This is a genomic window from Kitasatospora sp. NPDC058046, assembly GCF_042885595.1.
In the GTDB taxonomy this organism is placed as follows: Bacteria; Actinomycetota; Actinomycetes; order Streptomycetales; family Streptomycetaceae; genus Kitasatospora.
In genome coordinates this window covers 23,165-49,271 of sequence record NZ_JBHVRS010000034.1, presented here as the reverse complement: position 1 = coordinate 49,271, position 26,107 = coordinate 23,165, and the positions used below count along the sequence as shown (strand labels likewise).

The 26,107-nt window shown below is 71.3% G+C and carries 24 protein-coding genes and 1 pseudogene; 3 read left to right on the top strand and 22 right to left on the bottom strand.

Annotated elements, in window-relative coordinates; genetic code table 11:
* Positions 1-30 precede the first annotated feature (30 nt).
* From tatC to arc, 16 genes and pseudogenes are all read right to left on the bottom strand, one after another.
* Positions 31-924 (bottom strand): twin-arginine translocase subunit TatC, encoded by an 894-nt coding sequence (gene tatC, locus ACFVU7_RS41155; RefSeq protein WP_049652009.1) that lies wholly within the window; start codon positions 922-924, stop codon positions 31-33.
* A gap of 163 nt (positions 925-1,087) precedes the next feature.
* On the bottom strand, positions 1,088-1,387 hold the full coding sequence (tatA, locus tag ACFVU7_RS41150; RefSeq protein ID WP_388051365.1) for a Sec-independent protein translocase subunit TatA: 300 nt from the start codon (positions 1,385-1,387) through the stop codon (positions 1,088-1,090).
* A gap of 191 nt (positions 1,388-1,578) precedes the next feature.
* Entirely contained in the window at positions 1,579-1,791 is a 213-nt protein-coding gene (locus ACFVU7_RS41145; RefSeq protein ID WP_049652007.1) for a hypothetical protein, read from the bottom strand.
* Between the two features lie 21 nt (positions 1,792-1,812).
* Complete coding sequence (locus tag ACFVU7_RS41140) at positions 1,813-2,043, bottom strand: hypothetical protein (RefSeq protein ID WP_049652006.1); 231 nt, start codon at positions 2,041-2,043, stop codon at positions 1,813-1,815.
* A gap of 3 nt (positions 2,044-2,046) precedes the next feature.
* Positions 2,047-2,973, bottom strand: a complete 927-nt coding sequence (locus ACFVU7_RS41135) for a YafY family protein (RefSeq protein ID WP_181970795.1) — start codon at positions 2,971-2,973, stop codon at positions 2,047-2,049.
* A gap of 26 nt (positions 2,974-2,999) precedes the next feature.
* A complete protein-coding gene (locus ACFVU7_RS41130; RefSeq protein ID WP_049652004.1) occupies positions 3,000-3,974 on the bottom strand; it encodes a YafY family protein in 975 nt (324 codons plus the stop codon).
* A gap of 177 nt (positions 3,975-4,151) precedes the next feature.
* Positions 4,152-4,535: an FKBP-type peptidyl-prolyl cis-trans isomerase gene (locus ACFVU7_RS41125; RefSeq protein ID WP_049652003.1), complete on the bottom strand. Its 384-nt coding sequence runs from the start codon at positions 4,533-4,535 to the stop codon at positions 4,152-4,154.
* 163 nt (positions 4,536-4,698) lie between these two features.
* On the bottom strand, positions 4,699-6,012 hold the full coding sequence (locus ACFVU7_RS41120; protein ID WP_049652002.1) for an FKBP-type peptidyl-prolyl cis-trans isomerase: 1,314 nt from the start codon (positions 6,010-6,012) through the stop codon (positions 4,699-4,701).
* 203 nt (positions 6,013-6,215) lie between these two features.
* Positions 6,216-7,205 (bottom strand): FKBP-type peptidyl-prolyl cis-trans isomerase, encoded by a 990-nt coding sequence (locus ACFVU7_RS41115; RefSeq protein ID WP_074002320.1) that lies wholly within the window; start codon positions 7,203-7,205, stop codon positions 6,216-6,218.
* A 123-nt stretch (positions 7,206-7,328) separates the two neighbouring features.
* Positions 7,329-8,690 (bottom strand): Pup--protein ligase, encoded by a 1,362-nt coding sequence (pafA, locus tag ACFVU7_RS41110; RefSeq protein WP_049652001.1) that lies wholly within the window; start codon positions 8,688-8,690, stop codon positions 7,329-7,331.
* A gap of 121 nt (positions 8,691-8,811) precedes the next feature.
* Positions 8,812-9,567 (bottom strand): proteasome subunit alpha, encoded by a 756-nt coding sequence (gene prcA, locus ACFVU7_RS41105; protein WP_049652000.1) that lies wholly within the window; start codon positions 9,565-9,567, stop codon positions 8,812-8,814.
* Between the two features lie 32 nt (positions 9,568-9,599).
* A complete protein-coding gene (prcB, locus tag ACFVU7_RS41100; RefSeq protein WP_369808298.1) occupies positions 9,600-10,397 on the bottom strand; it encodes a proteasome subunit beta in 798 nt (265 codons plus the stop codon).
* Positions 10,394-10,471 (bottom strand): annotated as a pseudogene (locus tag ACFVU7_RS41095) (recombination endonuclease VII); the annotation flags it as partial. The gene prcB and the pseudogene ACFVU7_RS41095, both read right to left, overlap by 4 nt.
* A 132-nt stretch (positions 10,472-10,603) precedes the next feature.
* A complete protein-coding gene (locus ACFVU7_RS41090) occupies positions 10,604-10,822 on the bottom strand; it encodes a ubiquitin-like protein Pup (RefSeq protein ID WP_049652012.1) in 219 nt (72 codons plus the stop codon).
* Positions 10,823-10,996: 174 nt separating this feature from the next.
* Positions 10,997-12,508 (bottom strand): depupylase/deamidase Dop, encoded by a 1,512-nt coding sequence (gene dop, locus ACFVU7_RS41085; protein ID WP_049651998.1) that lies wholly within the window; start codon positions 12,506-12,508, stop codon positions 10,997-10,999.
* A 228-nt stretch (positions 12,509-12,736) separates the two neighbouring features.
* The gene (arc, locus tag ACFVU7_RS41080; RefSeq protein ID WP_049651997.1) at positions 12,737-14,503 is read right to left on the bottom strand and encodes a proteasome ATPase; all 1,767 of its coding nucleotides are present in this window, start codon (positions 14,501-14,503) and stop codon (positions 12,737-12,739) included.
* Between the two features lie 286 nt (positions 14,504-14,789).
* Here arc and ACFVU7_RS41075 point away from each other — a divergent pair, with 286 nt between their 5' ends.
* Positions 14,790-15,092, top strand: a complete 303-nt coding sequence (locus ACFVU7_RS41075) for a ferredoxin (RefSeq protein ID WP_049651996.1) — start codon at positions 14,790-14,792, stop codon at positions 15,090-15,092.
* Positions 15,093-15,104: 12 nt separating this feature from the next.
* On the opposite strand, the gene ACFVU7_RS41070 is transcribed toward ACFVU7_RS41075, so the two are convergent.
* The 3 genes from ACFVU7_RS41070 to ACFVU7_RS41060 all read right to left on the bottom strand — a co-directional run bounded on the left by ACFVU7_RS41070 (position 15,105) and on the right by ACFVU7_RS41060 (position 18,063).
* A complete protein-coding gene (locus ACFVU7_RS41070) occupies positions 15,105-15,716 on the bottom strand; it encodes a hypothetical protein (RefSeq protein ID WP_380741655.1) in 612 nt (203 codons plus the stop codon).
* Between the two features lie 129 nt (positions 15,717-15,845).
* Positions 15,846-16,805: a tRNA (adenine-N1)-methyltransferase gene (locus ACFVU7_RS41065; protein WP_074002319.1), complete on the bottom strand. Its 960-nt coding sequence runs from the start codon at positions 16,803-16,805 to the stop codon at positions 15,846-15,848.
* 46 nt (positions 16,806-16,851) lie between these two features.
* Entirely contained in the window at positions 16,852-18,063 is a 1,212-nt protein-coding gene (locus ACFVU7_RS41060; protein WP_074002318.1) for a site-2 protease family protein, read from the bottom strand.
* Between the two features lie 166 nt (positions 18,064-18,229).
* Between ACFVU7_RS41060 and ACFVU7_RS41055 the strand changes: the two genes are divergently transcribed.
* A complete protein-coding gene (locus ACFVU7_RS41055) occupies positions 18,230-19,129 on the top strand; it encodes a RecB family exonuclease (RefSeq protein WP_049650979.1) in 900 nt (299 codons plus the stop codon).
* On the top strand, positions 19,130-19,801 hold the full coding sequence (locus ACFVU7_RS41050) for a response regulator transcription factor (RefSeq protein ID WP_049650980.1): 672 nt from the start codon (positions 19,130-19,132) through the stop codon (positions 19,799-19,801).
* 97 nt (positions 19,802-19,898) lie between these two features.
* Here ACFVU7_RS41050 and ACFVU7_RS41045 read toward each other — a convergent pair whose 3' ends face one another.
* From ACFVU7_RS41045 to metH, 3 genes are all read right to left on the bottom strand, one after another.
* Positions 19,899-21,503 carry an ABC transporter substrate-binding protein gene (locus ACFVU7_RS41045; RefSeq protein ID WP_158077697.1) on the bottom strand — a complete coding sequence of 535 codons (1,605 nt, stop codon included), beginning with the start codon at positions 21,501-21,503 and terminating at the stop codon, positions 19,899-19,901.
* Between the two features lie 221 nt (positions 21,504-21,724).
* A complete protein-coding gene (locus tag ACFVU7_RS41040; RefSeq protein WP_388051363.1) occupies positions 21,725-22,429 on the bottom strand; it encodes an HAD family hydrolase in 705 nt (234 codons plus the stop codon).
* Positions 22,430-22,568: 139 nt separating this feature from the next.
* Positions 22,569-26,081, bottom strand: coding sequence for a methionine synthase (gene metH / locus ACFVU7_RS41035; RefSeq protein WP_049650983.1), 3,513 nt, complete (start codon positions 26,079-26,081; stop codon positions 22,569-22,571).
* Positions 26,082-26,107: the final 26 nt, after the last annotated feature.

The window sequence follows — 26,107 nt, the reverse complement described above, 5'->3', positions numbered from 1 at the left end:
CGGACCGGGGCTCCCTCAGGCCCTACCGACTCACGTGATGTCGTCCATCTCCTCGCGGCGGGACGCCGGCACCGAGGCGCCGGCCGCCGGAGCCGCCGAGGCCTGGACGGACTCCGCACCGGCCACCGGCTGCACCGAGAGGTCCAGGTGCGAGGCCTCCTCGTCGTCCAGCCCGGAGTCCGGGTTGCGGCGCGCCTTGCGCTTGTCGTTGAAGATCGCGATCGCCACCGCGATGAAGTACAGCGCCCAGATCGGCGCGGCCAGCGCCAGCATGCTCAGCGGGTCGGCGCTCGGCGTGGCGAAGGCCGCGAACACCGTGATGCCCATGACCATGCCGCGCCACCAGCCCAGCAGCCGCTTGCCGCCGACCACGCCGACCATGTTCAGCATCACCAGCAGCAGCGGGAACTCGAAGGCCAGGCCGAAGACCAGCACCATCCGGGTGGCGATGTCGAAGTAGTCCTCGGGCGGCAGGATCGGCGTGGTGTCGTTCGGGGTGAACGAGAGCAGCACGTCGACCGTGGTCGGCAGCACCAGGATGGCCACGGCCACACCGGCCAGGAACAGCGGCGTCCCGCAGATCAGGAAGACGACCGTGTACTTCTTCTCGTGCCTGTGCAGGCCCGGCGCCACGAAGGCCCAGACCTGGTAGAGCCAGATCGGCACGGTCCCGACCACGCCCGCCGTCAGGGCCACCTTCAGCATCCAGGTGAAACCGGCGGTCAGACCGATGTTCGAGACCTGGGCGCACTTGCCGTGGTAGTGCTTGGCCAGCTCCAGGGTTTCGCACCGCGGCAGCGGCTGCAGCAGGAAGTCCTCGATCTGCTTGTGGTAGACCGCCGCCACGATGGTGATCAGCACGATCGCCAGGACCGACTTGACCACGCGGTTGCGCAGTTCCCTCAGGTGGTCGGCGAGGGCCATCCGCCCCTCAGGATCCTTTGACGCCTTCGGCGCCTTGGAGAGCTTGCTCAACCCCGGTCCTCAACTCGTGCGTCGGGGCCCGCCGGTCGGCGGGCCTCCGTGGTCGCGAACGCCGCGCACACGGTGTGCGCGGCGGGCGTCAGGTGCCTCACGTGCGCCGCGCTCAGTGCGGGCGGTCGCCGTCGGGCGCGGAGGCCCCGGCGGCGGGCTCGGTCACCGGACGGGCCGTGGCCGACGCTCCCGGAGCCGCCTGGACGGTCCTGGCCGCGGCACCGTCGACCGGGGCCGGGGCGGGCCGGGACGGCTGCTCGGACTCGCCGTCCGAGCGCATCGCCTGCGCCTCGCTCTTCAGGATCCGCATCGACTTGCCCAGCGAGCGCGCCAGGTCCGGGAGCCGCTTGGCTCCGAACAGCACGATGGCGAGGATCACGATCACCACGATCGCGGTCATCGAGATGCGCATGCGCGACCACCTTCAGTCATGGCGGCCCGACGGGCCGTCCGCTGCGGATGGTAACCGCTGCGGATGACGCCATGACGACGGCCGCCCGAACAGGACAGCGGCCCCCGGTACACGGTTCAGGAGCCAACTGAGAGCGTAACCCGCCCCCGCCCGCGCGCAGCAGCCCCCGTACCACCGCGGTCCCGACCGTGCTATGCGGCGGGGACGCTCCGCTCCCCCGCCGGGGCGCCCTGGGCGGGCACCGCGTCCGCCAGGTCCCCGGCCGCCGCGGCCAGCGCCCGCGAGGCCGCGTCCACGCCCTTGGCCAGCGCCCGCACGTCCAGCCAGAGCCGGATCGCGAGGACCCCGAGGACCAGCAGGCCCGCGGTGGCGAGCAGGACGGCGGCGACGAGCATCCAGGACATGCGCCCCAGCCTATACGCGTGCTACCCCTCGGCCGGGACGAGCCGCATGGTGCGCACCCCGGCCCCGGTGAGCGCCTCGACGATCTTCTCCCCGGCCGGCTTGCGCACCGCCGCCCCGCACCGCGGGCAGCCGAAGCTGTAGTGCGCCTGGGCCGGGGTGCGACCGAGGGTCAGGCGGAAGTCCTCGGCCGGGAGCTCCACCTTCTCCCGGCACTCGGAGCAGTACACCTTGAATCTGGTCCCGGGTTCCACCGCTCAGACCCGCCCCTCCCCGTAGGCGGCCAGCGCCTCCCGCGCGGCCGAGCGCGCCTGCTCGGCGAGCTCGGGCGGCGAGACGATCCGGCCGTCCCGGCCCAGCCGCAGCGCCAGCGGGCGCAGCTGGGAGGGGTCGGCGCTGCGCAGGGTGATCCGCAGCCCGCCGTCGGGCAGTTCCTCGGCCCGGTCGTGGGTGTAGTACTCGGCCACCCAGCGGCCGCCGGAGGAGACCTCGACGACCACCTCGGGGTCGTCCGCCGCCGGGTTGACCAGCCCGCCGCTCAGGTCGCGCGGCTCGCGCCGGGGCGGGTCGGCAGGGACGTCCAGGACGCGGATCTCGGCGACCCGGTCGAGCCGGAACATCCGGTGGTCCTCGGAGGTGCGGCACCAGGCCTCGAGGTAGGTGTGGCCCTCGGTGAGCAGCCGGATCGGGTCGACCTCGCGCTCGGTCATCCCGCCGCGCCCGTGCGAGTAGTAGCGCAGCCAGAGCCGGCGGCCCTCGCTGAGCGCGCGGTCGATGTCGGCGAAGACGTGGCTCTCCGCCTCGAAGGTCACGCCGACCCGGGCACTGCCCTCGGCGCTCTCCCCCGCCGCGTTCTCGATCTTGGCGACGGCCCGGGTGAGCGCCTCCCGATCCCCGGCCCGCAGGCCCGGCAGTCCGGCCACCGCGCGGGCGGCCACCAGCAGCGCGGTCGCCTCGTCGGCGGCCAGCCGCAGCGGCTGGGCGACGTCGTCGACGTTGTGCCACCAGATCCGCTCGCCGTCGGTGTCGATGTCGAGCAGGTCGCCGCCGCGGAAGCTGGTGCCGCACATCGGCAGCACGTTGAGGTCCGCGATCAGCTCGCGCTCGCTGATCCCGAACGCCCGGGCCACCTCGGCGACCTCGGCCCCGGGCCGCTCGCGCAGGTAGGTGACCAGCGACAGCATCCGTCGCGTCTGGTCGATGGCGTTGCTCACGCGCCCACTCCTTCGAAACCCGCGACCGCCCGCAGCCGGTCGACCACATCCGCCCGCAGCTCCTCCGGCCCGAGCACCAGCACGTCCGGCCCGAACTCGGCCAGGTCCGCGCCGAGCCCGTTGCCGTACGGGATCTCCAGCTCGTCCCACAGCTCGTCCACCCGGGTGCTGCCCAGCGCCTTGGTCCGCAGCGGGAAGCCGGCGCCCCGGCGGACCCGGACGGTCGCGGTGGCGGTCGCCCCCTCGCCCGCGAACTTCGCCACGGTGGCCCGGACGTCCACGTGCTCGGGCACGGCGCCGAGGAACGCCCCGGACTTCGCCTTCACCCGGCCGGTGATCCGGCTGAGCCGGAACACCCGGGCGTCGCCCCGGTCGCGGTCGTACCCAGCCAGGTACCAGTGCCCGCGCCAGCACTCCAGCGCCCACGGCTCGACGCTGCGCTGCTCGACGGCGGCGGCGCCGGCCTTGCGGTACTCGAAGGTGACCGGACGGCGGTCCCGGGCGGCGGTGAGCAGCGGCTCGAACGCGGCCTCCCGGGCGGGGATGCGCGGCTCCAGGGCGGTCCGGCCCTCGGCCTCGGCGAACGGCACCCCGGCCGCGCGCAGCTTCTGCAGGGCGCCGCTGGCCGCACCGGACATCTTGGCCTGCTGCCAGACCCGGGCCGCCAGGGTCAGCGCGGCCGCCTCCTCGGCGTCCAGGGCGATCTCGGGCAGCCGGTTGCGGTCGGCGCGGGCCAGGTAGCCGAGCTCGCCGTCCAGGGTGCTCTCGTCCACGTCGATCACCAGGCCGAGCTCGCGCAGGTCGTCCTTGTCCCGCTCGAACATCCGGTTGAAGGCGTCCTCGCTGCTGTTCTGCCAGGCCTCGCGGTACGCCTCGATGGATTCCCGCAGCTCCTTCTTGGAGAGCGGACGTCTGGTGTTCATCAGGCACAGGGCGAGATTCATCAGCCGCTCTGCCTTCGCGATCGCCATCGCTGACCCTTCCGGTGTGCCGCGCCGCGCGCGGGGTGCGCCAACCGGGCGATCACCACCCGGCGGGACCGACCGTACCGGTAGCGGTACGCACGGCAAAAGCGGCCTCCCCGAACGCCCCCGGACACGCCCGTGGGCCGGGCCCCCGGAGGGGTCCGGCCCACGGCACGAGCGGGCTCAGACGGCCAGCAGGTCGACCACGAAGATCAGGGTCGAGTGCGGCGGGATCGCCGAGGTCGGCGACTGGGCGCCGTACGCCAGACGCGACGGGATGGTCAGCTCGCGGCGGCCGCCGACCTTCATGCCGACGACGCCCTGGTCCCAGCCCTTGATGACCCGGCCGCCGCCCAGCGGGAAGCGGAACTCGTTGGGGCTCCGGTTCCAGCTGGCGTCGAACTCCTCGCCGGTCTCGAAGGTCACACCGACGTACCGGACGCTGACGTTCTGGCCCGGCTTGGCCTCCGCGCCGTCGCCCACGACGATGTCGCGGATCTGCAGCTCCGTCGGGGCGTCGCCGATCGGGAAGTCGATCTCGGGCTTCTCGTTGAGGTTGACGCTCACAGTCCCTCTTCTCACATTCGCTCTGCTGTCACGACCAAGCGGCGGACGCCCGCACCCGGTCCGTTCGTCCCGGACCACGGTACGGGCGCCCGCCGCCCGTTGGGGACCGGCCACGCGGCCGGACCCGAAGGTCACACGTGCACCATTGTCACCCGAAAGTGGATCAGCCCTGACCGGCGTCCAGGATGTCCACCACGAAGACCAGCGTCGCACCGGGCGGGATGTCGCCCTGGCCCTTGTCGCCGTAGCCCAGCGAGGCGGGGATCACCAGCTCGACCCGGCTGCCGACGGTCTGGCCCTCCAGGCCCTGGTCCCAGCCCTGGATGACCTGGCCGCCGCCGACCGGGAAGGTGAACGCCTGGCCCTTGCTGAGCGAGGAGTCGAACACCTTGCCGCTGGAGAACAGCGCGCCGGTGTACTGGACGACGACCTTCTCGCCCTTCTCCACCTTCGGCCCGGTGCCCTTGATCAGGACGTGCGACTTCAGCTCGGTCGGGTCCTTCGCCCCGGCGACCGGGGTGATCTCGGCCGGCTTCTTGCCGTTGTCCTTGACCTGCGGGAAGTCCGCGGGCGGCGGGGTGACGGTACCGCTCACCACGGCGTCGGGCGCGTTGGCGTTGCGGATGTCGATCACGAAGACCAGGTCGTCCTTGGGACCGATCGACATGTCGGCCTTGCCCTGGGCGCCGAACGCGGCGGCCGGCGGGGCCACCACCAGCAGCCGGCTGCCGGCCTTCTTGCCGATCACGGCCTGGTCCAGCGCCGGGATCAGCGAGTCGGTCCCGGCCTGGAAGATCTGCGGCTTCCCGTTGGCGTCGTACGAGCTCGGGATGTCCTTGCCGGTGTTCCAGTCCTTGGCGGTGTAGTCCACCGAGGCCCAGGAGTTCTTCTCCACCTTGGCGCCGGTGCCCTCGGTGAGCACCTTCACCACGAAGGAGCCGTCGGAGGCCTCACCCGGGATCTGGATGTCGGCCTTCTTGCCGAAGTCGCCGGCGACCGTCGGCAGCACCTTGGCGCTGTCCTTGATCGGCGGCACCGGGTCGGCGGTCGGCGTGGGCGGCGCGCTCTTGGCCGCGTCCGGCTTGGCCGCGGCGCTGTCCTTGGAGCCGTCCTTGTTCACCATGTACAGCGTGACGCCGCTGCCGACCAGCAGCAGGGCGATCACCGTGCCGAGGATCACGCCCAGCTTGCCGACGCCGGGCGGGTTCTCGTCGTACCCGGCCTCCGACGTGTCGGACTTGCGCACGTTGGAGGCGAAGATCTGCGGGGCGTCGTCCGTCTTGGTCCCGCCCGCGGCGCGCGGCGCCTCGCCGGGCTGCGCCCAGCCCGCCTGCTGCGCCAGGATCGCCGGGGGGACGACGATCGACTCGCGGTCCCCGCCAACCGGACCGCCGGGACGAGAGGCGGCCGGGTCACCCGCGGAGCTGTCGTTCGCCGCGGTGCCGGCCCCGCCCGGGCTCGGCGTCTTCTCAGTCATGACTCCCCATCCATCTCGCCACGAGGTCTTCCAGGTCTGCGCCCGGCGTGGGCACGCCGGCCTGCCGTCGCACCGCCCGCCCCGGACCTCGGCGCCGGGCGGCGCCTGCCACAGTGCGTGGGCAGTATGACAGCTCAGGATGAGGGCGGACGCTTCGTTGTACGAGCGTCCGCCCAAGCGTACGGAATCCCCCCGGTGACTTCCTAGACCGCTTCGAGAATGTCGATCACGAAGACCAGGGTCGAGTTCGCCGGAACCGAGCCCTGCGCCTTGTCCTGGTAGCCGAGCGCCGGCGGCACCACCAGCAGGACCCGGCTGCCGACGTTCTGCCCGACCAGGCCCTTGTCCCAGCCCTCGATCACGCTGCCGGTGCCGATCTGCACCGCCTGCGCGCCCCCGTGCGTCCAGGAGGCGTCGAACTGCTGGCCGTTGGCCCAGAGCACCCCGGTGTACTGCACCACCAGGGTCTGCCCGCTCTTGACCTGCTTGCCCTCGCCCTTGATCAGCACCGCCTGCTGGAGGTCGGTGGGCGCGGCCTGCCCGGTCGGGATCGTGATCGTGGCCGGCGCCTTGCCGTTGTCCTTGACCTGCGGCATCGTCGCGGCCGGCTCGGCCATCGCCCCGGTCAGCGTGGAGTCCGGCGGCAGGCTCTCCATGATGTCCAGCACGAACACCACGGTGTCGCCCTTGTTGACGCCCAGCTGGGTGGAGCCCTGCTCGCCGAAGGCCGCCGCCGGCGGGGCGACCACCAGCAGCCGGCTGCCCACCTTCTTGCCGATCACGCTCTGGTCCAGCGCCGGCACCAGCTGCCCGCTGCCGGCCTGGTAGAGCTGCGGCTTGCCGTTGGCGTCGTACGAACTGGGCAGGTCCTTGGCGGTGGTCCAGTCCCTGGCGGTGTAGTTGACCGTCACCCAGTCGCCCTTGTTGACGGTCGCCCGGTCGCCCTCGCTGACCGTGTTCACCACGAACTGGCCGCCGGGCTGCTGGCCCTCGGGGATGGTGATGGTGGCCTTGCTGCCGAACCCGCCACCCGAAAGAGTGGGCATCGGTGACGCCTCGCCGACCGGCGCGGGCACCGTCGGGGCGGCGCTCGCCGCGGACGGCGTCACCGGGCCCGCCGCCTTGGGCGAGCTGCTGCAGGCGACCGCGAGCAGCAACGGCAGGGTGAGAAGCAAACCGGCGGTGCGGCGCACGGTGGTCCTAACTGTCGGTCGAAGTCGGCTCTCCTGACTCGACGGACAGCGTATGCCCGGCACGCGTCCGGCCCCGGTAGACACCACCGGGGCCGGTCGCCGCCTTGATCACACGGCCAGGGGCTACATCCCCGCGATCAGCTTCTCCACCCGCTCGTCCACCGAACGGAACGGGTCCTTGCACAGCACCGTGCGCTGCGCCTGGTCGTTCAGCTTCAGGTGCACCCAGTCGACCGTGAAGTCCCGGCGCTGCTCCTGGGCCCGCCGGATGAAGTCCCCGCGCAGCCGGGCCCGGGTGGTCTGCGGCGGGATCGACTTGGCCTCGAAGGTCTTGAGGTCGGTGGTCACCCGCTGCGCCTGGCCCTTGCCCTGGAGCAGGTAGAACAGGCCGCGGCGGCGGTGGATGTCGTGGTACGCGAGGTCGATCTGCGCCACCCGCGGGTTGGACATGCTCATCTGGTGCTTCTCGCGGTAGCGCTCGATGAGCTTGTACTTCATGATCCAGTCGATCTCCTGGGCGACCCCGTCCAGCCGCTCGCTGCGGACGGCCTCCAGGGTGCGGCCCCACAGGTCGAGGACCCGGGCGACGGTGCCGGTGTTGATGCCCTTGCGGTCCGCGAACTCCAGGGCCTTGGTGTAGTACTCCTCCTGGATGTCCAGCGCGCTGGCCTCCCGGCCGTTGGCGAGCCGCACCTGGTGGGTGCCGGTGAGGTCGTGGCTGACCTCGCGGATCGCCCGGATCGGGTTCTCCAGGGTGAGGTCGCGCATCACCACGCCGGCCTCGATCATCCGCAGCACCAGGTCGGTGGAGCCGACCTTGAGCAGTGTCGTGGTCTCCGACATGTTGGAGTCGCCGACGATCACGTGCAGCCGGCGGTAGCGCTCGGCGTCCGCGTGCGGCTCGTCCCGGGTGTTGATGATCGGGCGCGAGCGGGTGGTGGCGGAGCTGACGCCCTCCCAGATGTGCTCGGCCCGCTGGCTGACGCAGAACACCGCGCCGCGCGGGGTCTGGAGCACCTTGCCCGCGCCGCAGATCAGCTGCCGGGTGACCAGGAACGGGATCAGCACGTCGGCCAGCCGGGAGAACTCCCCGTGCCGGGCCACGCAGTAGTTCTCGTGGCAGCCGTAGGAGTTCCCGGCCGAGTCGGTGTTGTTCTTGAAGAGGTAGACGTCCCCGGCGATGCCCTCCTCGTGCAGCCGGCGCTCGGCGTCCACCAGGAGCCCCTCGAGGATGCGCTCACCGGCCTTGTCGTGCGTCACCAGCTCGACGACGTCGTCGCACTCGGGGGTGGCGTACTCGGGGTGGGAGCCGACGTCGAGGTAGAGGCGGGCGCCGTTGCGCAGGAAGACGTTGCTGCTGCGGCCCCAGGAGACGACCCGGCGGAACAGGTACCGCGCCACCTCGTCCGGGGACAGCCGTCGCTGCCCGCGGAACGTGCAGGTCACGCCGTACTCGTTCTCCAGCCCGAAAATCCGGCGGTCCATGAGCACTCCATTCTCTGTCGGAGCTGTCCGAAACCGCCTCCACGACGACTGGGCCGCCGCAGGGGCACCGGAGTCCCGGACGACGGCGGCGGGGCCGCCGTCCGGGACTCCACAGGCACTGCTACACCGGCGTGCCGTCCGCCGGGTTGTCCTCGTCGTCCGCTTCCGCGGACTGGTCCCCGTCGAGCAGCCGGCCCAGCTGGTTGCCCAGGATCCGCTTGAACTTGCGCTGCTGGAACCGCTGGCGGTCGAGGACCGCCACCTCCAGCTGCTCCGGCGTGAGGCCGCGCGGGCTGCCGCCGTTGGGGTCGCGGGCAAGCGAGTCCACGGCGAGCTTCACCGCCTCGGTGAGGCCGATGCCGGCGCGGTGGCGCTGGCCCAGGTAGTTGCCGATCGAGTCGGCGTTGCCGCCGACCACCACGTAGTTCTTCTCGTCCACGACCGAACCGTCCGGCGTGAGCCGGTAGATCTGGTCGTTGTCAGGGGTGCGGCCGACCTCGGCCACGATCAGCTCGACCTCGTACGGCTTCTCGCCGACCGAGGAGAAGATGGTGCCCAGGGTCTGGGCGTACACGTTGGCCAGGCCGCGGGCCGTGACGTCGGCCCGGTCGTAGGAGTAGCCGCGCAGGTCGGCGTAGCGGACGCCGCCGATGCGCAGGTTCTCGAACTCGTTGTAGCGGCCGACCGCCGCGAAGGCGATCTTGTCGTAGATCTCGGAGACCTTGTGGAGCGCCCTGGAGGTGTTCTCCGCGACGAAGACGATGCCGTCGGCGTAGGTGAGCACGACCACGCTGCGGCCGCGCGCGATGCCCTTGCGGGCGTACTCCGCGCGGTCCGCCATGGCCTGCTGGGGCGAGACGTAGAACGGTGTCGACACCGGCGGTCGTCCCCTTTCCTGTGAGGTGATGGCTAGATCAGCGGGGCCTGCGGGCCGTTGGGCCGGTCCAGGCGCTCGTCGGTGATGGCGACGACGATCTCCGTCACCTCCGCGTCGGTGAGCCGGCGGAAGCCGTCCTCGGTGATCAGCGAGACGATCGGGAAGATCTTCCGGGCGAGGTCCGGGCCGCCGGTGGCGGAGTCGTCGTCCGCCGCGTCGTACAGGGCCTGGACGACCAGGGTGGCGGCCTGGTCGGCCGTCAGGCCGTCGCGGTAGAGCTTCTTCAGCGAGCCGCGGGCGAAGACCGAGCCCGAGCCGGTGGCGGCGAAGCCGCGCTCCTCGGACCGCCCGCCGGTGACGTCGTAGTTGAAGATCCGGCCGCGGCCGAGGTCCAGGTCGTAGCCGGCGAACAGCGGCACCACCGCGAGGCCCTGCATCGCCATGCCCAGGTTGCCCCGGATCATGGTGGTGAGCCGGTTGGCCTTGCCCTCCAGGGAGAGGGTGGCGCCCTCGATCTTCTCGTAGTGCTCCAGCTCCAGCTGGAACAGCCGGACCATCTCGACCGCGAGGCCGGCGGTGCCGGCGATGCCGACCGCGCTGTACTCGTCGGCCGGGAAGACCTTCTCCATGTCCCGCTGGGCGATCACGTTGCCCATCGTCGCCCGGCGGTCACCCGCGATCACGACGCCGCCGTCGAAGATCGCGGCCACCAGCGTGGTCCCGTGCGGGGCCTCGACCACGACGCCCTCGGGGAGCCCCCGGAGCCCGGGGACCATCTCCGGCTTGTGCTCGGCGAGGAAGTCGAGGAACGAGGACGACCCCGGGGTCAGGAAGGCAGCCGGTAGACGCCCGGTGCCACGAGTGTTGGCTTCCACACGATTCCTTCCAGGTAGCTTGAAGCGCGCGCTGCCCGCACCCTACCCGCCCGACGATCACTGTCCACGGGTGGAGGGGCCGGTGCCGGACGGCCGGGCGGTGTTCGCCGCCCGGCCGCCCCGATCGGTCGCGACCGTGAATTCGGAATGCCCGGACCGGGCTATTGCCCGCCCTTCTGGACGAATCCGCGAACGAAATCCTCGGCATTCGACTCGAGGACCTCGTCGATTTCGTCCAGAACCGCGTCGACGTCGTCGCTCAGCTTTTCCTGGCGCTCCTTGAGGTCCTCGGAATTCTGGCTTTCCGCGGCCTGCTCCTCGACCTCCTCGGAGGAGCGGTTCGCCCGCTGCTGGCCGCCGCCGGTGTCCTTGCTCGCCATTTCCCTCACCCCGCTCGATTCGTCTGGCACGGTTGGGTCGTTGCTTGCTGCACCGACCCTATACACAAGGTGCGACTGCCGCTCCCGGTTTGCCGGTGGCGCTTCCTGTCCAACACCCGCTGCCACCCCGGATGATTCCCATTCGGCGGACGTTCACCCATGGTGATCGAAAAGTTACCCGCCGGACAGCACCCGGAGCAGGTCCTCGGCCGTGCGGCAGCGGTCCAGCAGCTCCTTGACGTGGTTGCGGGTCCCGCGCAGCGGTTCCAGGGTGGGCACGCGCTGCAGCGAGTCCCGGCCGGGCAGGTCGAAGATCACCGAGTCCCAGGAGGCCGCCGCGACGTGCTCCGCGTACTGCTCCAGGCAGCGCCCGCGGAAGTACGCCCGGGTGTCGTCCGGCGGCTTGGAGACGGCCCGCTCGACCTCGCCCTCGGTGAGCAGCCGCTCGAACCGCCCGCGGGCCACCAGGCGGTTGTAGAGGCCCTTCTCGGGCCGTACGTCGCTGTACTGGAGGTCGACCAGGTGCAGCCGCGGGTTGTCCCACTCCAGGGCGTCCCGGCTGCGGTAGCCCTCCAGGATCTCCCGCTTGGCGACCCAGTCCAGCTGCCGGGACAGCGACATCGGGTCGCGCTCCAGCCGGCCGAGGACGTCCTCCCAGCGGGTCAGCACGTCCACCGTCTGCTCGTCCGCGTCGGTGCCGAAGCGGTCCTCGACGTACTTGCGGGCCAGCTCGAAGTACTCGAGCTGGAGCTGGACGGCGGTGAGCTTGCGCCCGTTGCGCAGGGTGATCAGGTGCTTGAGCGTCGGGTCGTGGGAGACCCGGTGCAGGGTGCGCACCGGCTGGTCGACGGCGAGGTCGGCGGCGATGAACGAGTCCTCGATCATCGACAGCACCAGCGCGGTGGTGCCCAGCTTGAGGTAGGTGGAGATCTCGGAGAGGTTGGCGTCGCCGATGATCACGTGCAGCCGGCGGTACTTCTCGGCGTCGGCGTGGGGTTCGTCCCGGGTGTTGATGATCGGGCGCTTGAGCGTCGTCTCCAGACCCACCTCGACCTCGAAGTAGTCCGCCCGCTGGCTGAGCTGGAAGCCGTGCGCCGAGCCGTCCTGGCCGATGCCGACCCGGCCGGCGCCGGCGACCACCTGACGGGAGACGAAGAACGGGGTGAGGTGGCGGACGATGTCGGCGAACGGTGTCGCCCGCTTCATCAGGTAGTTCTCGTGGGTGCCGTAGGAGGCGCCCTTGTTGTCGGTGTTGTTCTTGTACAGGTGGATGGTCTGCCCATTGGGCAGTTCCAGCGCGCGCTGCGCGGCGGCGGCCATGATCCGCTCGCCGGCCTTGTCCCAGAGCACGGCGTCGCGCGGGTTGGTCACCTCGGGCGAGCTGTACTCGGGGTGCGCGTGGTCCACGTAGAACCGGGCCCCGTTGGTGAGGATGACGTTGGCGAGGCCGATGTCCTCGTCGGTCAGCTGGCTGGCGTCCGCGACCTCGCGGGCCAGGTCGAACCCCCGTGCGTCGCGCAGCGGATTCTCCTCCTCGAAGTCCCAGCGGGCCCGCCGTGCCCGGTGCATCGCCGCCGCGTACGCGTTGACGATCTGGGACGAGGTGAGCATGGCGTTGGCGTTGGGGTGCCCGGGCACGGAGATCCCGTACTCCGTCTCGATGCCCATCACGCGCCGTACGGTCATGCGGCCCTCCTTGCCCGGTGCACCGCCCCCGACGGGCGGAGCACTCTGACGTACCGCCGAACAACACCGGTGCCGGGCCTCTGCCCGCGCACGGTGGGTCGAGCCTAGAACCCGGCGCCGAACGGCGGGCCCGGAGACGCGCCGTCCGGCTGCGGGGCCGCGAGGCGCCACAGCCGGACGGTGTGCGTACAGCTCCGGGGACCGCTGCCGGCCCGGACAACCGCGTGCTTACAGGTACTGCCCCGTGTTGGCGACAGTGTCGATCGAGCGGCCGGACTCGGCGCCCTGCTTGCCGGTGACCAGCGTGCGGATGAAGACGATCCGCTCGCCCTTCTTGCCGGAGATGCGGGCCCAGTCGTCCGGGTTGGTGGTGTTCGGGAGGTCCTCGTTCTCCTTGAACTCGTCGACGCAGGCGGCGAGCAGGTGGGAGACGCGCAGGCCCCGCTGACCGTGGTCGAGGAAGTCCTTGATGGCCATCTTCTTCGCGCGGTCGACGATGTTCTGGATCATCGCGCCGGAGTTGAAGTCCTTGAAGTACAGGACCTCCTTGTCACCGTTGGCGTAGGTGACCTCCAGGAAGCGGTTCTCCTCGGTCTCGGAGTACATCCGCTCCACCACCGACTGGATCATCGCGACCACCGTGGCCTCGACGGAGCCCTCGTGCTCCTTGAGGTCGTCCGGGTGGAACGGCAGCGAGTCCTTGAGGTACTTGGAGAAGATGTCCTTCGCGGCCTCGGCGTCCGGGCGCTCGATCTTGATCTTGACGTCCAGGCGGCCGGGCCGCAGGATCGCCGGGTCGATCATGTCCTCGCGGTTCGAGGCGCCGATGACGATGACGTTCTCCAGGCCCTCCACGCCGTCGATCTCGGCGAGCAGCTGCGGGACGATGGTGTTCTCCACGTCCGAGCTGACGCCGGAACCGCGGGTGCGGAACAGCGACTCCATCTCGTCGAAGAAGACGATGACGGGCGTGCCCTCGCCCGCCTTCTCCCGGGCCCGCTGGAACACCAGGCGGATCTGCCGCTCGGTCTCGCCCACGTACTTGTTGAGCAGCTCGGGGCCCTTGATGTTGAGGAAGTAGCTCTTCCCCTGGGGGCGTCCGGTGACCTCGGCCACCTTCTTCGCCAGCGAGTTGGCGACCGCCTTGGCGATCAGCGTCTTGCCGCAGCCGGGCGGGCCGTAGAGCAGCACGCCCTTGGGCGGGCGCAGCTCGTACTCCTTGAAGAGGTCGGCGTGCAGGTACGGCAGCTCGACCGCGTCGCGGATCAGCTCGATCTGGTTGCTCAGGCCGCCGATCTGGCGGTAGTCGATGTCCGGGACCTCCTCGAGGACCAACTCCTCGACCTCGGACTTCGGGACGACCTCGAAGACGTAGCCGGAGCGGGGCTCCAGCAGCAGGGCGTCCCCGGACCGGATGGTCAGCCCGCGCAGCGGTTCGGCGAGGCGCACCACCCGCTCCTCGTCGGTGTGCCCCAGCACCAGGGCGCGCTCGCCGTCCTCCAGGAGCTCCTTGAGGGTGACGATCTCGCCGATGTTCTCGAAGGCCATCGCGTCCACGATGTTGAGGGCCTCGTTGAGCATCACTTCCTGGCCGCGCCGCACCTCGTCGAGGGCGACGCTCGGGCTGACGTTCACACGGAGCTTGCGCCCGCCGGTGAAGATGTCCGCGGTGCCGTCCTCGTTCGCGTCGAGGAAGGTGCCGAAGCCGGCCGGGGGCTGTGCCAGCCGGTCCACTTCCTCCTTGAGGGCCACGATCTGGTCGCGGGCCTCTCGCAGGGTGGAGGCGAGCCGTTCGTTCTGGGCGGTCACGCCCGCCAGGTTGGTCTGGAGCTCGACGATCCGCTCTTCGAGGATCCTCGAATTGCGCGGCGAGTCGGCGAGCTTGCGGCGCAGCACGGCGATTTCCTGCTCAAGGTACGAGACCTGAGCGGCCTCGTCGGAACCACGAGCGGGCCTGCCGGTGCTGCGGTTGTAGTCGTCATCGTGGGCTGCCACGGTCCTCACCTCCTCCGGGGAGCTGGACGCTTCCAGACCCTACCTGGGACCAGGGGTCCGTAAACCCCTAGATCAAGAAAGATGGAACGGGCGTGTCCGATCTTCGCCCCAGCGTGCTTCCCCTCTGCTAAGGGGGATACCCACCGCGCACCACCCAAAGCGGGCCAGATGTATCGTCGAGCGAAGTGATATCCGATCGCGACCACAAGTCGAGGTCCGATCGTTGTACGAATGGCGGGATTGCTCCAGGAATAGGGGCGACCCGGGACAGAAACGGCAGGGGACCATGTCGGTGACCGAGCAGACGGCGGCGGCCGAGGCGCTGGAGGTGTGGATCGACCAGGATCTGTGCACCGGTGACGGCATCTGCGTGCAGTACGCGCCCGAGGTCTTCGAGCTCGACATCGACGGGCTGGCCTACGTGAAGGGGCCGGACGACGAGCTGCGCCAGCAGCCCGGGGAGAGTGCCCCGGTGCCGCTGACGATCCTTCAGGACGTGGTGGACTCGGCGAAGGAGTGCCCCGGCGACTGCATCCACGTGCGCCGGGTCGCCGACCGGGTCGAGGTGTACGGCCCCGACGCGGAGTAGGACGGGCCGGGCTCAGGCCTGGTGGAGCGGGGCGGCGGTCTGGGAGCGTTCCCAGCCGCCGCTCCGCTGCGTCCAGGTGAGGTCGAGCGAGATGTCGGGCCGGAACCGCGGCACGTCCTCGCTCGAATACCCCTGCGCGTGGCCGGTGATGGCGCCGTCCGAACGCACCGCGATCCGGCTCACGGTGAGGTTCTCGCGCTCGGGGAGCAGGGTGGCCACCACCTCGGGGCGCCCGCCCGGGCCGAAGCCGAGCAGGTAGACGGCGTCCGGCGGGGTGCCGGTCTCGGTGGCGCAGTGCGCGGCGACCACCGTGCCGGGGCGTCCGTCGCCGAGCCGGGCCGGCACGCTGAGCGCCGTCTTGACCGGGAACGGGCCGCAGTCCAGCGGGAGTTGGGCCCGGGCCGGGTCGGGGGCGGCGCTCGCGACGAGGGCCTGGGGGGTGCCGTGCGCGGGCACCGGGGTGCCGGTCGCCGGAGAGGCCGCGAGCGCGGCCGCCACCACCGCGCCGCAGCCGGCCAGGGCGACGGCCCAGTGCCAGGGGACGGTGCGCGCGTGCCCGGGCCCGGAGCGGCCCCGCGGTGTCTGCTGTCCAACCGTCGCCGTCGTCCCGACCGCGGTCTCCACCAGGCGTCCCCTCCAGCGCTCCAAGAGCCAAGGCGTGAGCCAGCATCGTCCCACACCGTGATCGGCGGAATGCGAAAGGGGTGGTACGAGCGGTGTGCTCGTACCACCCCTTGTCGGTGGGTTCGGGGCTCAGCCCAGGTCGGGCTGGTCCGCCTCCGTGGCCTGGGCGGCCTTGCGGGCGGCGGCGCGCTCCTGGAGGGTGGGCTCGGGCGTCCCGTTGTCGTAGTCCTCGCCGTACGCGCCCTTGGCCGGACGGCGGCGGCGCAGCGGCGGCTCGACGCCGTCCGCCAGGCGGCGGGCGGTGAGCAGGAAGCCGGTGTGGCCGATCATCCGGTGGTCCGGGCGGACCGCCAGGCCCTCCAGGTGCCAGGTGCGGACCATGGTCTCCCAGGCCTGCGGCTCGGTGAAGGTGCCGTGGTCGCGCAGCGCCTCGACGGTCTTCGACATCTGCGTGGTGGTGGCCACGTAGCAGCAGATGAGGCCGCCGGGAACGAGCGCCTCGGAGGCGACGTCCAGGCACTCCCAGGGCGCCAGCATGTCGAGGATGACGCGGTCGACGTCGGTCTCGACCAGGTTGTCCTGGAGGTCGCCGACGGTGAGCTTCCACGCCGGGTGCGGGCCGCCGAAGTAGCGCTCGACGTTGCCCTGGGCGATGTCGGCGAAGTCCTGCCGGCGCTCGTAGGAGGCCAGCATGCCGGTGTCGCCGACGGCGCGCAGCAGGTAGGTGGAGAGCGCGCCGGAGCCGACGCCGGCCTCGACGACGCGGGCGCCGGCGAAGATGTCGGCCATCGCCAGGATCTGCCCCGCGTCCTTGGGGTAGATCACGGCGGCGCCGCGCGGCATGGACAGGACGTAGTCGGGGAGCAGGGGGCGCAGCGCGAGGTACGGGACGTTCCCCGTGGTGCGCACGACCGTGCCTTCGGGGGCGCCGATCAGCTCGTCGTGCGGGAACGCACCCTTGTGGGTGTGGAACTGGTTCCCGGCCTGGAGCGTGAACGTGTAGTGGCGACCCTTGGGGTCGGTCAGCTGGACCTGGTCCCCGACCTGGAAGGGCCCGCGTCGGCGGGCGGCACCGGTCGGTTCGGACATGCGGACAATCCTAAGGGAAGCGGAGCCTTCCGCCTTACCACCATGATCAGCGGCCGGAGACGGCGGCGGTCAGCCGCTGCTCGATGTCGCTGAGCGCGGCCACGCCGTACACCCGGCCGTCCGGCTCGACCACCAGGTACTCCCCCGCCGGGGTGGCCTGGACGGCCCGCAGCAGGTCCTCGCCGCCGAGGTCGGCGTCCAGCCGCAGCCCGGGTTCGAGGTCGCGGGCGAGCGGGCCGACGGCCACCCAGGGGCGGCGGTGCTCGGGCACCGAGCGGACGGCGGACTCCCGGACGAGGGCGATCGGCTCGCCCCGGCCGTCCACCACGATCACCGCGCCGGCCCCGGCCTCGCGGGCGCGGCGCAGCGCCTCGCCGAGCGGGGTGTCGGCGGTGACCTCGACGGCCCGCCGGGCCAGCTCGCGCAGCCGCAGGGAGGGCAGCACCTCCTTGAGCCGGGCGTTGCGCAGGCTGCCGGTGGCGCCGTTCCAGATGATCGCGGCGAGCACCGCGGCCAGCACCGCGTCCACCAGGGTGTCGGTGGTGGTGCGCTCGACCCCACGGGCGGCGCTCAGCAGCGGCAGGCCGATCAGCACGGCGACGGCCAGCCCGCGGCCGACCCAGGCGGCGGCCACCGTGCCGGTCATCGGCCGGCCGGTGATCGCCCAGACGACCGCGCGCAGCATCCGGCCGCCGTCCAGCGGCAGGCCGGGCAGCAGGTTGAAGGCGGCGACCACCAGGTTGGAGACCATCAGGCCGGTGAGCAGCACCCCGGGCACGGTGGACAGCTCCACCGCCCGCACCCCGAGGTAGAACACGCCGCCGAGCAGCAGCGAGAGCAGCGGGCCGACGAAGGCCAGCCAGAACTCCCGCCAGGGGCTCTCCGCCTCGTTCTCGATCTCGGAGACCCCGCCGAAGAACTGGAGCTGGATCCGCCGCACCCCGAGCTTGTACCGCAGTGCCACCAGCGTGTGGGCGAGCTCGTGCACCAGGACGGAGGCGTAGAAGGCGACCGCGAAGAAGAACGCGACCAGGTAGCGGGCGCCGCCGAGGTCGGGCAGCACGTCGCCCAGCTGCCCGCCGAACACCCAGGTGATCAGCGCGGCGATGACGAACCAGGAGGGGGTGACGTAGATGGGCACGCCGAAGGGCCGGCCCATCAGGATTCCGCCGCGGCGCTCGGGCGGCGGCGCGGCCGGGCGCCCGTCGCCCGCCTGCGGTGGCCGTTCGGAGGGCTGCTGCCCCCTGCTGTCGCTCACCGTGATCCCTTCGGTCGTCTCCCCCGTCGTGCCCGGTGCGCCCACGCTACGTGATCGCGGCCCCCCGGCGCTGCGCGGCCCTCCTTCTGCCTTCATACCCACTCACCGGCGGCTGTGGCAGCACCGTGGCAGCGGGATGACAGCAAAGGGCAATAGGGTCGTAGCCATGCAGCACACCCAGACCAGCAGTGCCGCCGGGCGCCCGGCGGCACCCCCGACCGGGCTCTCCCCGTCCCGAGCGGGGGACTTCCTCACCTGTCCCCTGCTGTACCGGCTGCGGGTGATCGACCGGCTGCCCGAGCCGCCGAGCTCGGCGGCGACCCGGGGCACGCTGGTGCACGCGGTGCTGGAGCGGCTGTTCGACAGCCCGGCGGCCGAGCGGACCCCGGATCGGGCGCTGGGCCTGCTGCGCCCGCAGTGGGAGCGGCTGCTGGGCGAGCGCCCGGAGCTGGGCTCGCTGTTCCCGGACGACCCGGACGGTGCGGCGCTCACCCGCTGGCTGGCGGACGCCGAGAAGCTGGTCGGCCAGTGGTTCCGGCTGGAGGACCCGACCCGGCTGCACCCGGTGGAGCGGGAGCTGTACGTGGAGACGGCCCTGGATTCGGGGCTGCTGCTGCGCGGCTACATCGACCGGGTGGACGTCGCCCCGACCGGCGAGGTCCGGCTGGTGGACTACAAGACCGGCCGGGCGCCCTCGCGGGACTTCGAGGGCAAGGCGATGTTCCAGATGAAGTTCTACGCCCTGGTGGTGTGGCGCTGGAAGGGCGTGCTCCCCAAGCGCCTCCAGCTGGTCTACCTCGGCGGGGGCGGGGACGTGGTCAGCTACGACCCGGACGAGGCGGACCTGCTCGCGGTGGAGCGCAAGCTCCGGGCGCTGTGGGAGCGGATCGGCCACGCGGTGGCCACCGGGGACTTCCCGGCGACCCGCAACCGCCTCTGCGACTGGTGCGACCACCAGGCCAGCTGCCCGGAGTTCGGCGGCACCCCGCCGCCGTACCCGCTGCCGCTGGCCCGTACGTCGGATGAAAGCGATCCCACGGGGGATCCGATGAGCAAGGAGTCCTAGGTGACGATCCGAGTGCTGCTGGTCGACGACCAGCCGCTGCTGCGCACCGGTTTCCGGATGATTCTGGAGGCCGAGTCCGACCTGGTGGTGGTCGGCGAGGCCGGCGACGGCCAGCAGGCGCTGGACCAGGTGCGGGCGCTGCAGCCCGACGTGGTGCTGATGGACATCCGGATGCCCAGGATGGACGGCGTCGAGGCGACCCGCCGGATCGCCGGCCCGGGGCGCGACGGCCCGGCCAAGGTGCTGGTGCTGACCACCTTCGACCTGGACGAGTACGTGGTGGAGGCGCTGCGCGCGGGCGCCAGCGGCTTCCTGCTGAAGGACGTCCCGGCCGAGGAGCTGGTGCAGGCGATCCGGGTGGTCGCGGACGGCGCGGCAATGCTGGCGCCGAGCATCACCCGCCGGCTGCTGGACATGTACGCCACCAAGCTGCCCTCGGGCGACGAGGCGCCGCCGCAGGCGCTGGGCGCGCTGACCGAGCGTGAGCTGGAGGTGCTGAAGCTGGTGGCGCGCGGGCTGTCGAACGCGGAGATCGCGGCCGAGCTGTTCGTCAGCGAGACCACCGTGAAGACCCACGTGGGCCATGTGCTGACCAAGCTCCAGCTGCGCGACCGGGTGCAGGCGGCGGTGTACGCGTACGAGAGCGGGCTGGTGCGCCCGGGCGCCCTGTAGCGGGCCGCCAGCGGCCCCAGGGCGGCAGAAACGTCACGGCGGCCCGTCCGCTCCCCCGTACCGACGGGGAAGCGGGCGGGCCGCCGTCCTGCGGGCGCTACTTGTTGGTCCGGCTGATCTCCCAGAAGCGGAAGTAGCCGGTGGTGTCGACGGTGGACTCGACGCCGGTGACGTACGAGCGGGCCGCGAAGAAGGACTTGTTCTGGTACAGCGGGATCAGCGGCACGTTCTCGGCCTCGATCTGCTGTATCTGCGCGTAGGTGCCGGCCGCGGCGCTGCGGTCGGTCTGCTTGAGGCCCTCCGGCACCAGCCGGCCGCTGATCCGCGGGTCGTCCCAACCGTGGTGGTACGCACCGCCGTTGATCAGCAGCGGGGCGAGGTAGTTGTCCGGGTCCGGGTAGTCGGCGAACCAACCGATGATGTACGCCTGGTACTTGCTCTCGGCCCAGCCCTTGCGGTACGAGTCCCAGTCCGGCTCCTGGGCGAGCGTCACCTGGAACAGGCCGCCGGTCTCCAGCTGCTTCTTCAGCGTCTCGGCCTCGTTGCTGCCGGCCCGCGAACGGGACCAGGTCAGCGTGAACTTGACCGGGGTCTGGACCTTGGCGTCGGCCAGGATCTTCTTGGCCTTGTTCACGTCCTGGTCGCCGTAGCGGTCGAAGAAGGCCGTGGTGTGGCCGGGCAGGCCGGCCGGGACCATGGAGTAGAGCGCCTGGACGGTGCGGGCGAAGACGTCGCGGGCCAGCGCCTTGCGGTCCATCATCTGGGCGACGGCCTGGCGGACCGCGACGTTGCTCATCAGCGGGTCCTTGGTGTTGAGGACCAGCGAACGGGTGTCGTTGCTGTCGCCCTCGGTCACCTGGAGGTCGGCCTTGCCGCCCTGCTGGTCGGAGCGGACCTGGGCGGCGGTGTTCGGCTCCAGGCTGTTGTCGGTGAGGTCGATCTCGCTCTTGTCCAGCGCGGTCTTCAGGTCCTCGGCCTTGTCGAAGTACCGCACGGTGAACTTGCTGTTCCGGAGCTTGGCCTCGCCGCCGTACTTGTCGTTGGCCGACAGCACGACCTTGCCCAGCTGCTTGCCGCCGTTCAGGTTCTCGACCGAGTCGATGCGGTACGGGCCGGAGCCGATCAGCTTGTCGTTGGGGACGACCTTGTCGGCGGGGTAGACCTGGTGGTCCACGATGGCGCCGGCCGGGCTCGCCAGCTTGGCCGGCAGGGTGGCGTCGGGCGCGGAGAGGTGGAAGAGCACCTCGTTGTCGCCCTTGGCCTCGACGGACTTGATCGAGTCCAGCAGTTCGACCGGGCCGTTCTGGTCGTTGATCTTCTTGGTGCGCTCGATCGAGAAGACCACGTCCTGGGCCGTCATCGGGTGCCCGTTGGAGAACTTCAGACCGGGCTTCAGGGTGCAGTGGTACTCGGTGGCCTCGGCGCTGGTGAACTCGCAGGACTGCGCGGCGTCCGGGGAGGGCGCGCTGGCGGCGGCCTGGAAGGTGAGCAGCGACTGGAAGGTGTTGCGCAGCAGCAGCCAGGAGCCGGAGTCGTAGGCGGCGGCCGGGTCCAGGACACCGGTCAGCTGGCTGGTGCCCATGGTGATGGACTTGCCGCTGTCCCCCTTGACCACGTCGGTCACCGATCCGCAGCCCGCCACCGACACGGCGACCAGGCCGGCGCAACCGAGTACTGCCAGGCGTTCAGCTGAAGTCTTCACGAGGCGCGTCCTTCTGGGTGGCACGAACTGGAGTAGCGTGCCATATCGAACACGCACGACCGGTACCCGTGCAGATGACGTTTGGGACACGGTCGTTGAGGGCATCACCGCGCGCCCGACGAGTTGTCAGCCAATGACCGTTTTCTCCCCCGGCAGCGCCGGTCCGGGGGCTCGCCGGGCCTCGTACCGGCGAGTAGAGCCGTCTCGCAATGAGACGACAATCACACCCGCGAGGCGACCAGGGAGCGCAGCAGGTCGAGGTCGACCTGCTCCAGCGAGGACACCACCAGCCGCCCCGGAGCCGGCTCGACCGGCGCCACCGAGGGCACCGCGATCACCGGGCAGCCGGCCGCCTCGCCCGCCCGCACCCCGGTCGGGGTGTCCTCGACCACCACGCAGCGGGCCGGCTCCGCGCCCAGCCGCCGGGCCGCCTCCAGGTACGGGTCCGGGAACGGCTTGGTGCGCGGCACCTCGTCCCCGCCGATGCTGAAGGCGAAGTGGTGGGCGCCCAGCGAGCGCAGCACGATGTCGATCACGTGCCGGTGCGAGGCGGACACCAGGGCGGCCGGGATGCCGTGCGCGGCAAGGGTGTTGAGCAGCCGCTCGGCGCCCGGCATGAGCGGCACGCCGCCCGCCAGCAGGTCGACGAAGCGCTGGTTGACCAGCACGCCGAGGTCCGCCGGCGCGATGTCCGCACCGGTCCGGGCGACCAGGTACTCCATCACCCTGACCATCGGACCGCCGACCACGTGGGCGCGGTCCGCCTCGTCCAGCTCGTGGCCCAGCTCGGCGAAGAGCGAGGCCTCGGCCTGCCACCAGAAGTCCTCGGTGTCCACCAGCGTCCCGTCCATGTCCAGCAGCACCGCCTGGAGCCCGCGGTCGTCCCCGTGGTCGAGGATGCGCGTGGCAGTGGGGCTGGTGGTCATGGCGGGGGTCCTTCCGGCAGGCCCGGGCGGCCCCGGGGAAGGCACGGGCCGGCCCGCAGGTGAGCGGACCGGCCCGTTCAGGATCATCAAGGATACGCCCGCTTCGTCCGGAAAGAGCGAATGCGGCGGGAACCGGGGGTTACCGGGCGTTGAAGTACTTCGCCTCCGGGTGGTGGATCACGATCGCGTCGGTGGACTGCTCCGGGTGGAGCTGGAACTCCTCGGAGAGCACCACGCCGATCCGCTCCGGCTTCAGCAGCTCGGCGATCTTGGCCCGGTCCTCCAGCTCGGGGCAGGCCCCGTAGCCGAGCGAGAAGCGGGCGCCGCGGTACTTGAGCGCGAACATGTCCTTGACGTCCTGCGGGTCCTCGCCGGAGAAGCCCAGCTCGTAGCGGACCCGCGCGTGCCAGAACTCGGCCAGCGCCTCGGCCAGCTGCACCGAGAGGCCGTGCAGCTCCAGGTAGTCCCGGTAGGAGTTCTCGGCGAACAGCTCGTTGGCCGCCTCGGAGATCCGGTTGCCCATGGTGACCACCTGGAGGCCCACCACGTCCCGCACCCCGGACTCCTCCGGGCGGAAGAAGTCGGCCAGGCAGAGCCGGCGCCCGCGCCGCTGGCGCGGGAAGGTGAAGCGGGTCCGCTCGGTGCCGTCCTCGTGGAAGACGATCAGGTCGTCGCCCTTGGAGTTGGCCGGGTAGTAGCCGTAGACCACGGCGGCCTCCAGCCAGCCCTCGGTCTGCAGGCGGTCCAGCCAGGCCCGCAGCCGCGGCCGGCCCTCGGTCTCCACCAGCTCCTCGTAGGACGGCCCGTCGCCGGCCCGGGAGGCCTTCAGGCCCCACTGGCCCTTGAACAGCGCGTCCTCGTCCAGCCAGGAGGCGTAGTCCGCGAACGGGATGCCCTTGACGATCCGGTCGCCCCAGAACGGCGGGACGGGCACGGCGTTGTCGACGGCGACGTCGGAGCGGATCTGGCCGAGGTTGACCTCGGGCTCCGGCTCCTCCACCTCGACCCGGGCGTGCCGGCGCTGCTTGAGCTCCGGCAGGGCCGCGCCGGGCACGCCGCGCTTGACCGCGATCAGCGCGTCCATCAGCCGCAGGCCCTCGAAGGCGTCCCGGGCGTAGCGGACCTCGCCCTCGTAGATCTCGTGCAGGTCCTGCTCGACGTAGGCCCGGGTGAGCGCGGCGCCGCCGAGGATCACCGGGAAGCTCGCGGCCAGCTTGCGCTGGTTCAGCTCCTCCAGGTTCTCCTTCATGATCACGGTGGACTTCACCAGCAGGCCGGACATCCCGATGACGTCCGCGTTGTGCTCCTGCGCGGCGTCCAGGATCGCCGAGACCGGCTGCTTGATGCCCAGGTTGACCACGTTGTAGCCGTTGTTGGACAGGATGATGTCGACCAGGTTCTTGCCGATGTCGTGGACGTCGCCCTTGACGGTGGCCAGCACGATGGTGCCCTTGCCCTCGCTGTCGGACTTCTCCATGTGCGGCTCCAGGTGGGCCACCGCGGTCTTCATCACCTCGGCGGACTGGAGCACGAAGGGCAGCTGCATCTGGCCGGAGCCGAAGAGCTCGCCGACCACCTTCATGCCGGACAGCAGGGTGTCGTTGATGATCTCCAGCGCGGGCCGACCGGCCAGCGCCTCGTCCAGGTCGGCCTCCAGGCCCTTGCGCTCGCCGTCGATGATCCGGCGCTGGAGGCGCTCGTCCAGCGGCAGCGCGGCCAGCTCCTCCGCCTTGGACGCCTTGACCGAGGCCGAGGAGACCCCGTCGAACAGCTCCAGCAGGTGCTGCAGCGGGTCGTAGCCGTCCCGGCGGCGGTCGTAGACCAGGTCGAGGGCGGCCTCGCGCTGGTCCTCGGGGATCCGGGAGATCGGCAGGATCTTGGAGGCGTGCACGATCGCCGAGTCCAGGCCGGCCTCCACGCACTCGTGCAGGAAGACCGAGTTCAGCACCACCCGGGCGGCCGGGTTGAGGCCGAAGGAGATGTTGGACAGGCCCAGCGTGGTCTGCACGGCCGGGCGGCGGCGCTTGAGCTCGCGGATCGCCTCGATGGTCTCGATGCCGTCCCGGCGGGACTCCTCCTGGCCGGTGGCCAGGGTGAAGGTGAGGCAGTCGACCAGGATCGAGCCCTCGTCGACGCCGTAGTCGGCGGTGAGCTCGGCGATCAGCCGCTCGGCGATCTCGACCTTCTTGTCGGCGGTGCGGGCCTGGCCCTCCTCGTCGATGGTCAGCGCGATCAGGCCGGCGCCGTGCTCGCGGGCCAGCGAGGCGATCCGGCCGAAGCGCGAGTCCGGGGCGTTGCCGTCCTCGTAGTTGACCGAGTTGAGCACCGCGCGGCCGCCGAGCGCCTCCAGGCCGGCCCGCAGCACCTGCGGCTCGGTGGAGTCCAGCACGATCGGCAGGGTGGAGGCGGTGGCCAGCCGGCCGGCGATCTCCTTCATGTCGGCGACGCCGTCGCGGCCGACGTAGTCCACGCAGAGGTCCAGCAGGTGGGAGCCGTCCCGGATCTGGTCGCGGGCGATCTCCACGCAGGCCTGCCAGTCGCCGGCCAGCATCGACTCGCGGAACTTCTTCGAGCCGTTGGCGTTGGTGCGCTCACCGATCGCCAGGTACGAGGTGTCCTGGCGGAACGGCACGGCCTGGTACAGCGAGGCCGCCGAGGGCTCGGGGCGGGGGTCGCGCGGGGCGATCGGGCGGCCCTGGACCCGCTCGACCACCTGGCGCAGGTGCTCGGGGGTGGTGCCGCAGCAGCCGCCGACCAGCGAGAGGCCGTACTCGCGGGTGAACACGTCGTGGGCGTCGGCCAGTTCGGCCGGGGAGAGCGGGTAGTGGGCGCCGTCCTTGCCGAGCACCGGCAGGCCCGCGTTCGGCATGCAGGACAGGCCGATCCGGGCGTTCTTGGCCAGGTAGCGCAGGTGCTCGCTCATCTCGGCCGGGCCGGTGGCGCAGTTGAGGCCGATGTAGTCGACGCCCAGCGGCTCCAGCGCGGTGAGCGCGGCGCCGATCTCCGAGCCGAGCAGCATGGTGCCGGTGGTCTCCACCGTCACCTGCACCAGCACCGGCAGGTCCAGGCCGGCCTCGGCCAGGGCCCGCTTGGAGCCCAGGATGGCGGCCTTGGTCTGCAGCAGGTCCTGGCTGGTCTCGACCAGCAGCGCGTCGGCGCCGCCGGCGATCAGGCCGGCCGCGTTCTGCTGGAACCCGTCGCGCAGCGTCTCGTACGGGGCGTGGCCGAGCGTCGGCAGCTTGGTGCCGGGGCCGATCGAGCCGAGCACCCAGCGGGTGCGGCCGTCGGCGGCGGCGTGGGCGTCGGCCGCCTCGCGGGCGATCCGGGCGCCGGACTCGGAGAGCTCGAAGATCCGCTCGGCGATCTCGTACTCGCCGAGGGCGCTGAAGTTGGCGCCGAAGGTGTTGGTCTCCACGCAGTCCACGCCGACCCCGAAGTAGGCCTCGTGGACGGACCGGACGATGTCCGGGCGGGTGATGTTGAGGACCTCGTTGCAGCCTTCGAGGTTCTGGAAGTCCTCCAGCGTCGGGTCCTGCGCCTGGAGCATGGTGCCCATGGCACCGTCGGCGACCACCACCCGGGTGGCGAGCGCTTCACGCAGCGCGTTCGCACGGTTCTGCTGAGTGATGGACGGGGTGGCTGCTGTGGCCATGGGCTTCTCCCTGGTGCGACGGCTGT

Coding starts and splice junctions, on each gene's coding strand:
- pafA (WP_049652001.1), bottom strand. CDS start 8,690: ATGGACCGCCGGATTTTCGGGCTGGAGAACGAGTACGGCGTGACCTGC.
- tatC (WP_049652009.1), bottom strand. CDS start 924: ATGGCCCTCGCCGACCACCTGAGGGAACTGCGCAACCGCGTGGTCAAG.
- ACFVU7_RS41145 (WP_049652007.1), bottom strand. CDS start 1,791: ATGTCCTGGATGCTCGTCGCCGCCGTCCTGCTCGCCACCGCGGGCCTG.
- ACFVU7_RS41130 (WP_049652004.1), bottom strand. CDS start 3,974: ATGGCGATCGCGAAGGCAGAGCGGCTGATGAATCTCGCCCTGTGCCTG.
- ACFVU7_RS41055 (WP_049650979.1), top strand. CDS start 18,230: ATGCAGCACACCCAGACCAGCAGTGCCGCCGGGCGCCCGGCGGCACCC.
- ACFVU7_RS41135 (WP_181970795.1), bottom strand. CDS start 2,973: ATGCTGTCGCTGGTCACCTACCTGCGCGAGCGGCCCGGGGCCGAGGTC.
- ACFVU7_RS41065 (WP_074002319.1), bottom strand. CDS start 16,805: ATGTCCGAACCGACCGGTGCCGCCCGCCGACGCGGGCCCTTCCAGGTC.
- dop (WP_049651998.1), bottom strand. CDS start 12,508: ATGACCGTACGGCGCGTGATGGGCATCGAGACGGAGTACGGGATCTCC.
- ACFVU7_RS41090 (WP_049652012.1), bottom strand. CDS start 10,822: ATGGCGAGCAAGGACACCGGCGGCGGCCAGCAGCGGGCGAACCGCTCC.
- ACFVU7_RS41075 (WP_049651996.1), top strand. CDS start 14,790: ATGTCGGTGACCGAGCAGACGGCGGCGGCCGAGGCGCTGGAGGTGTGG.
- metH (WP_049650983.1), bottom strand. CDS start 26,081: ATGGCCACAGCAGCCACCCCGTCCATCACTCAGCAGAACCGTGCGAAC.
- ACFVU7_RS41040 (WP_388051363.1), bottom strand. CDS start 22,429: ATGACCACCAGCCCCACTGCCACGCGCATCCTCGACCACGGGGACGAC.
- ACFVU7_RS41120 (WP_049652002.1), bottom strand. CDS start 6,012: ATGACTGAGAAGACGCCGAGCCCGGGCGGGGCCGGCACCGCGGCGAAC.
- tatA (WP_388051365.1), bottom strand. CDS start 1,387: ATGCGCATCTCGATGACCGCGATCGTGGTGATCGTGATCCTCGCCATC.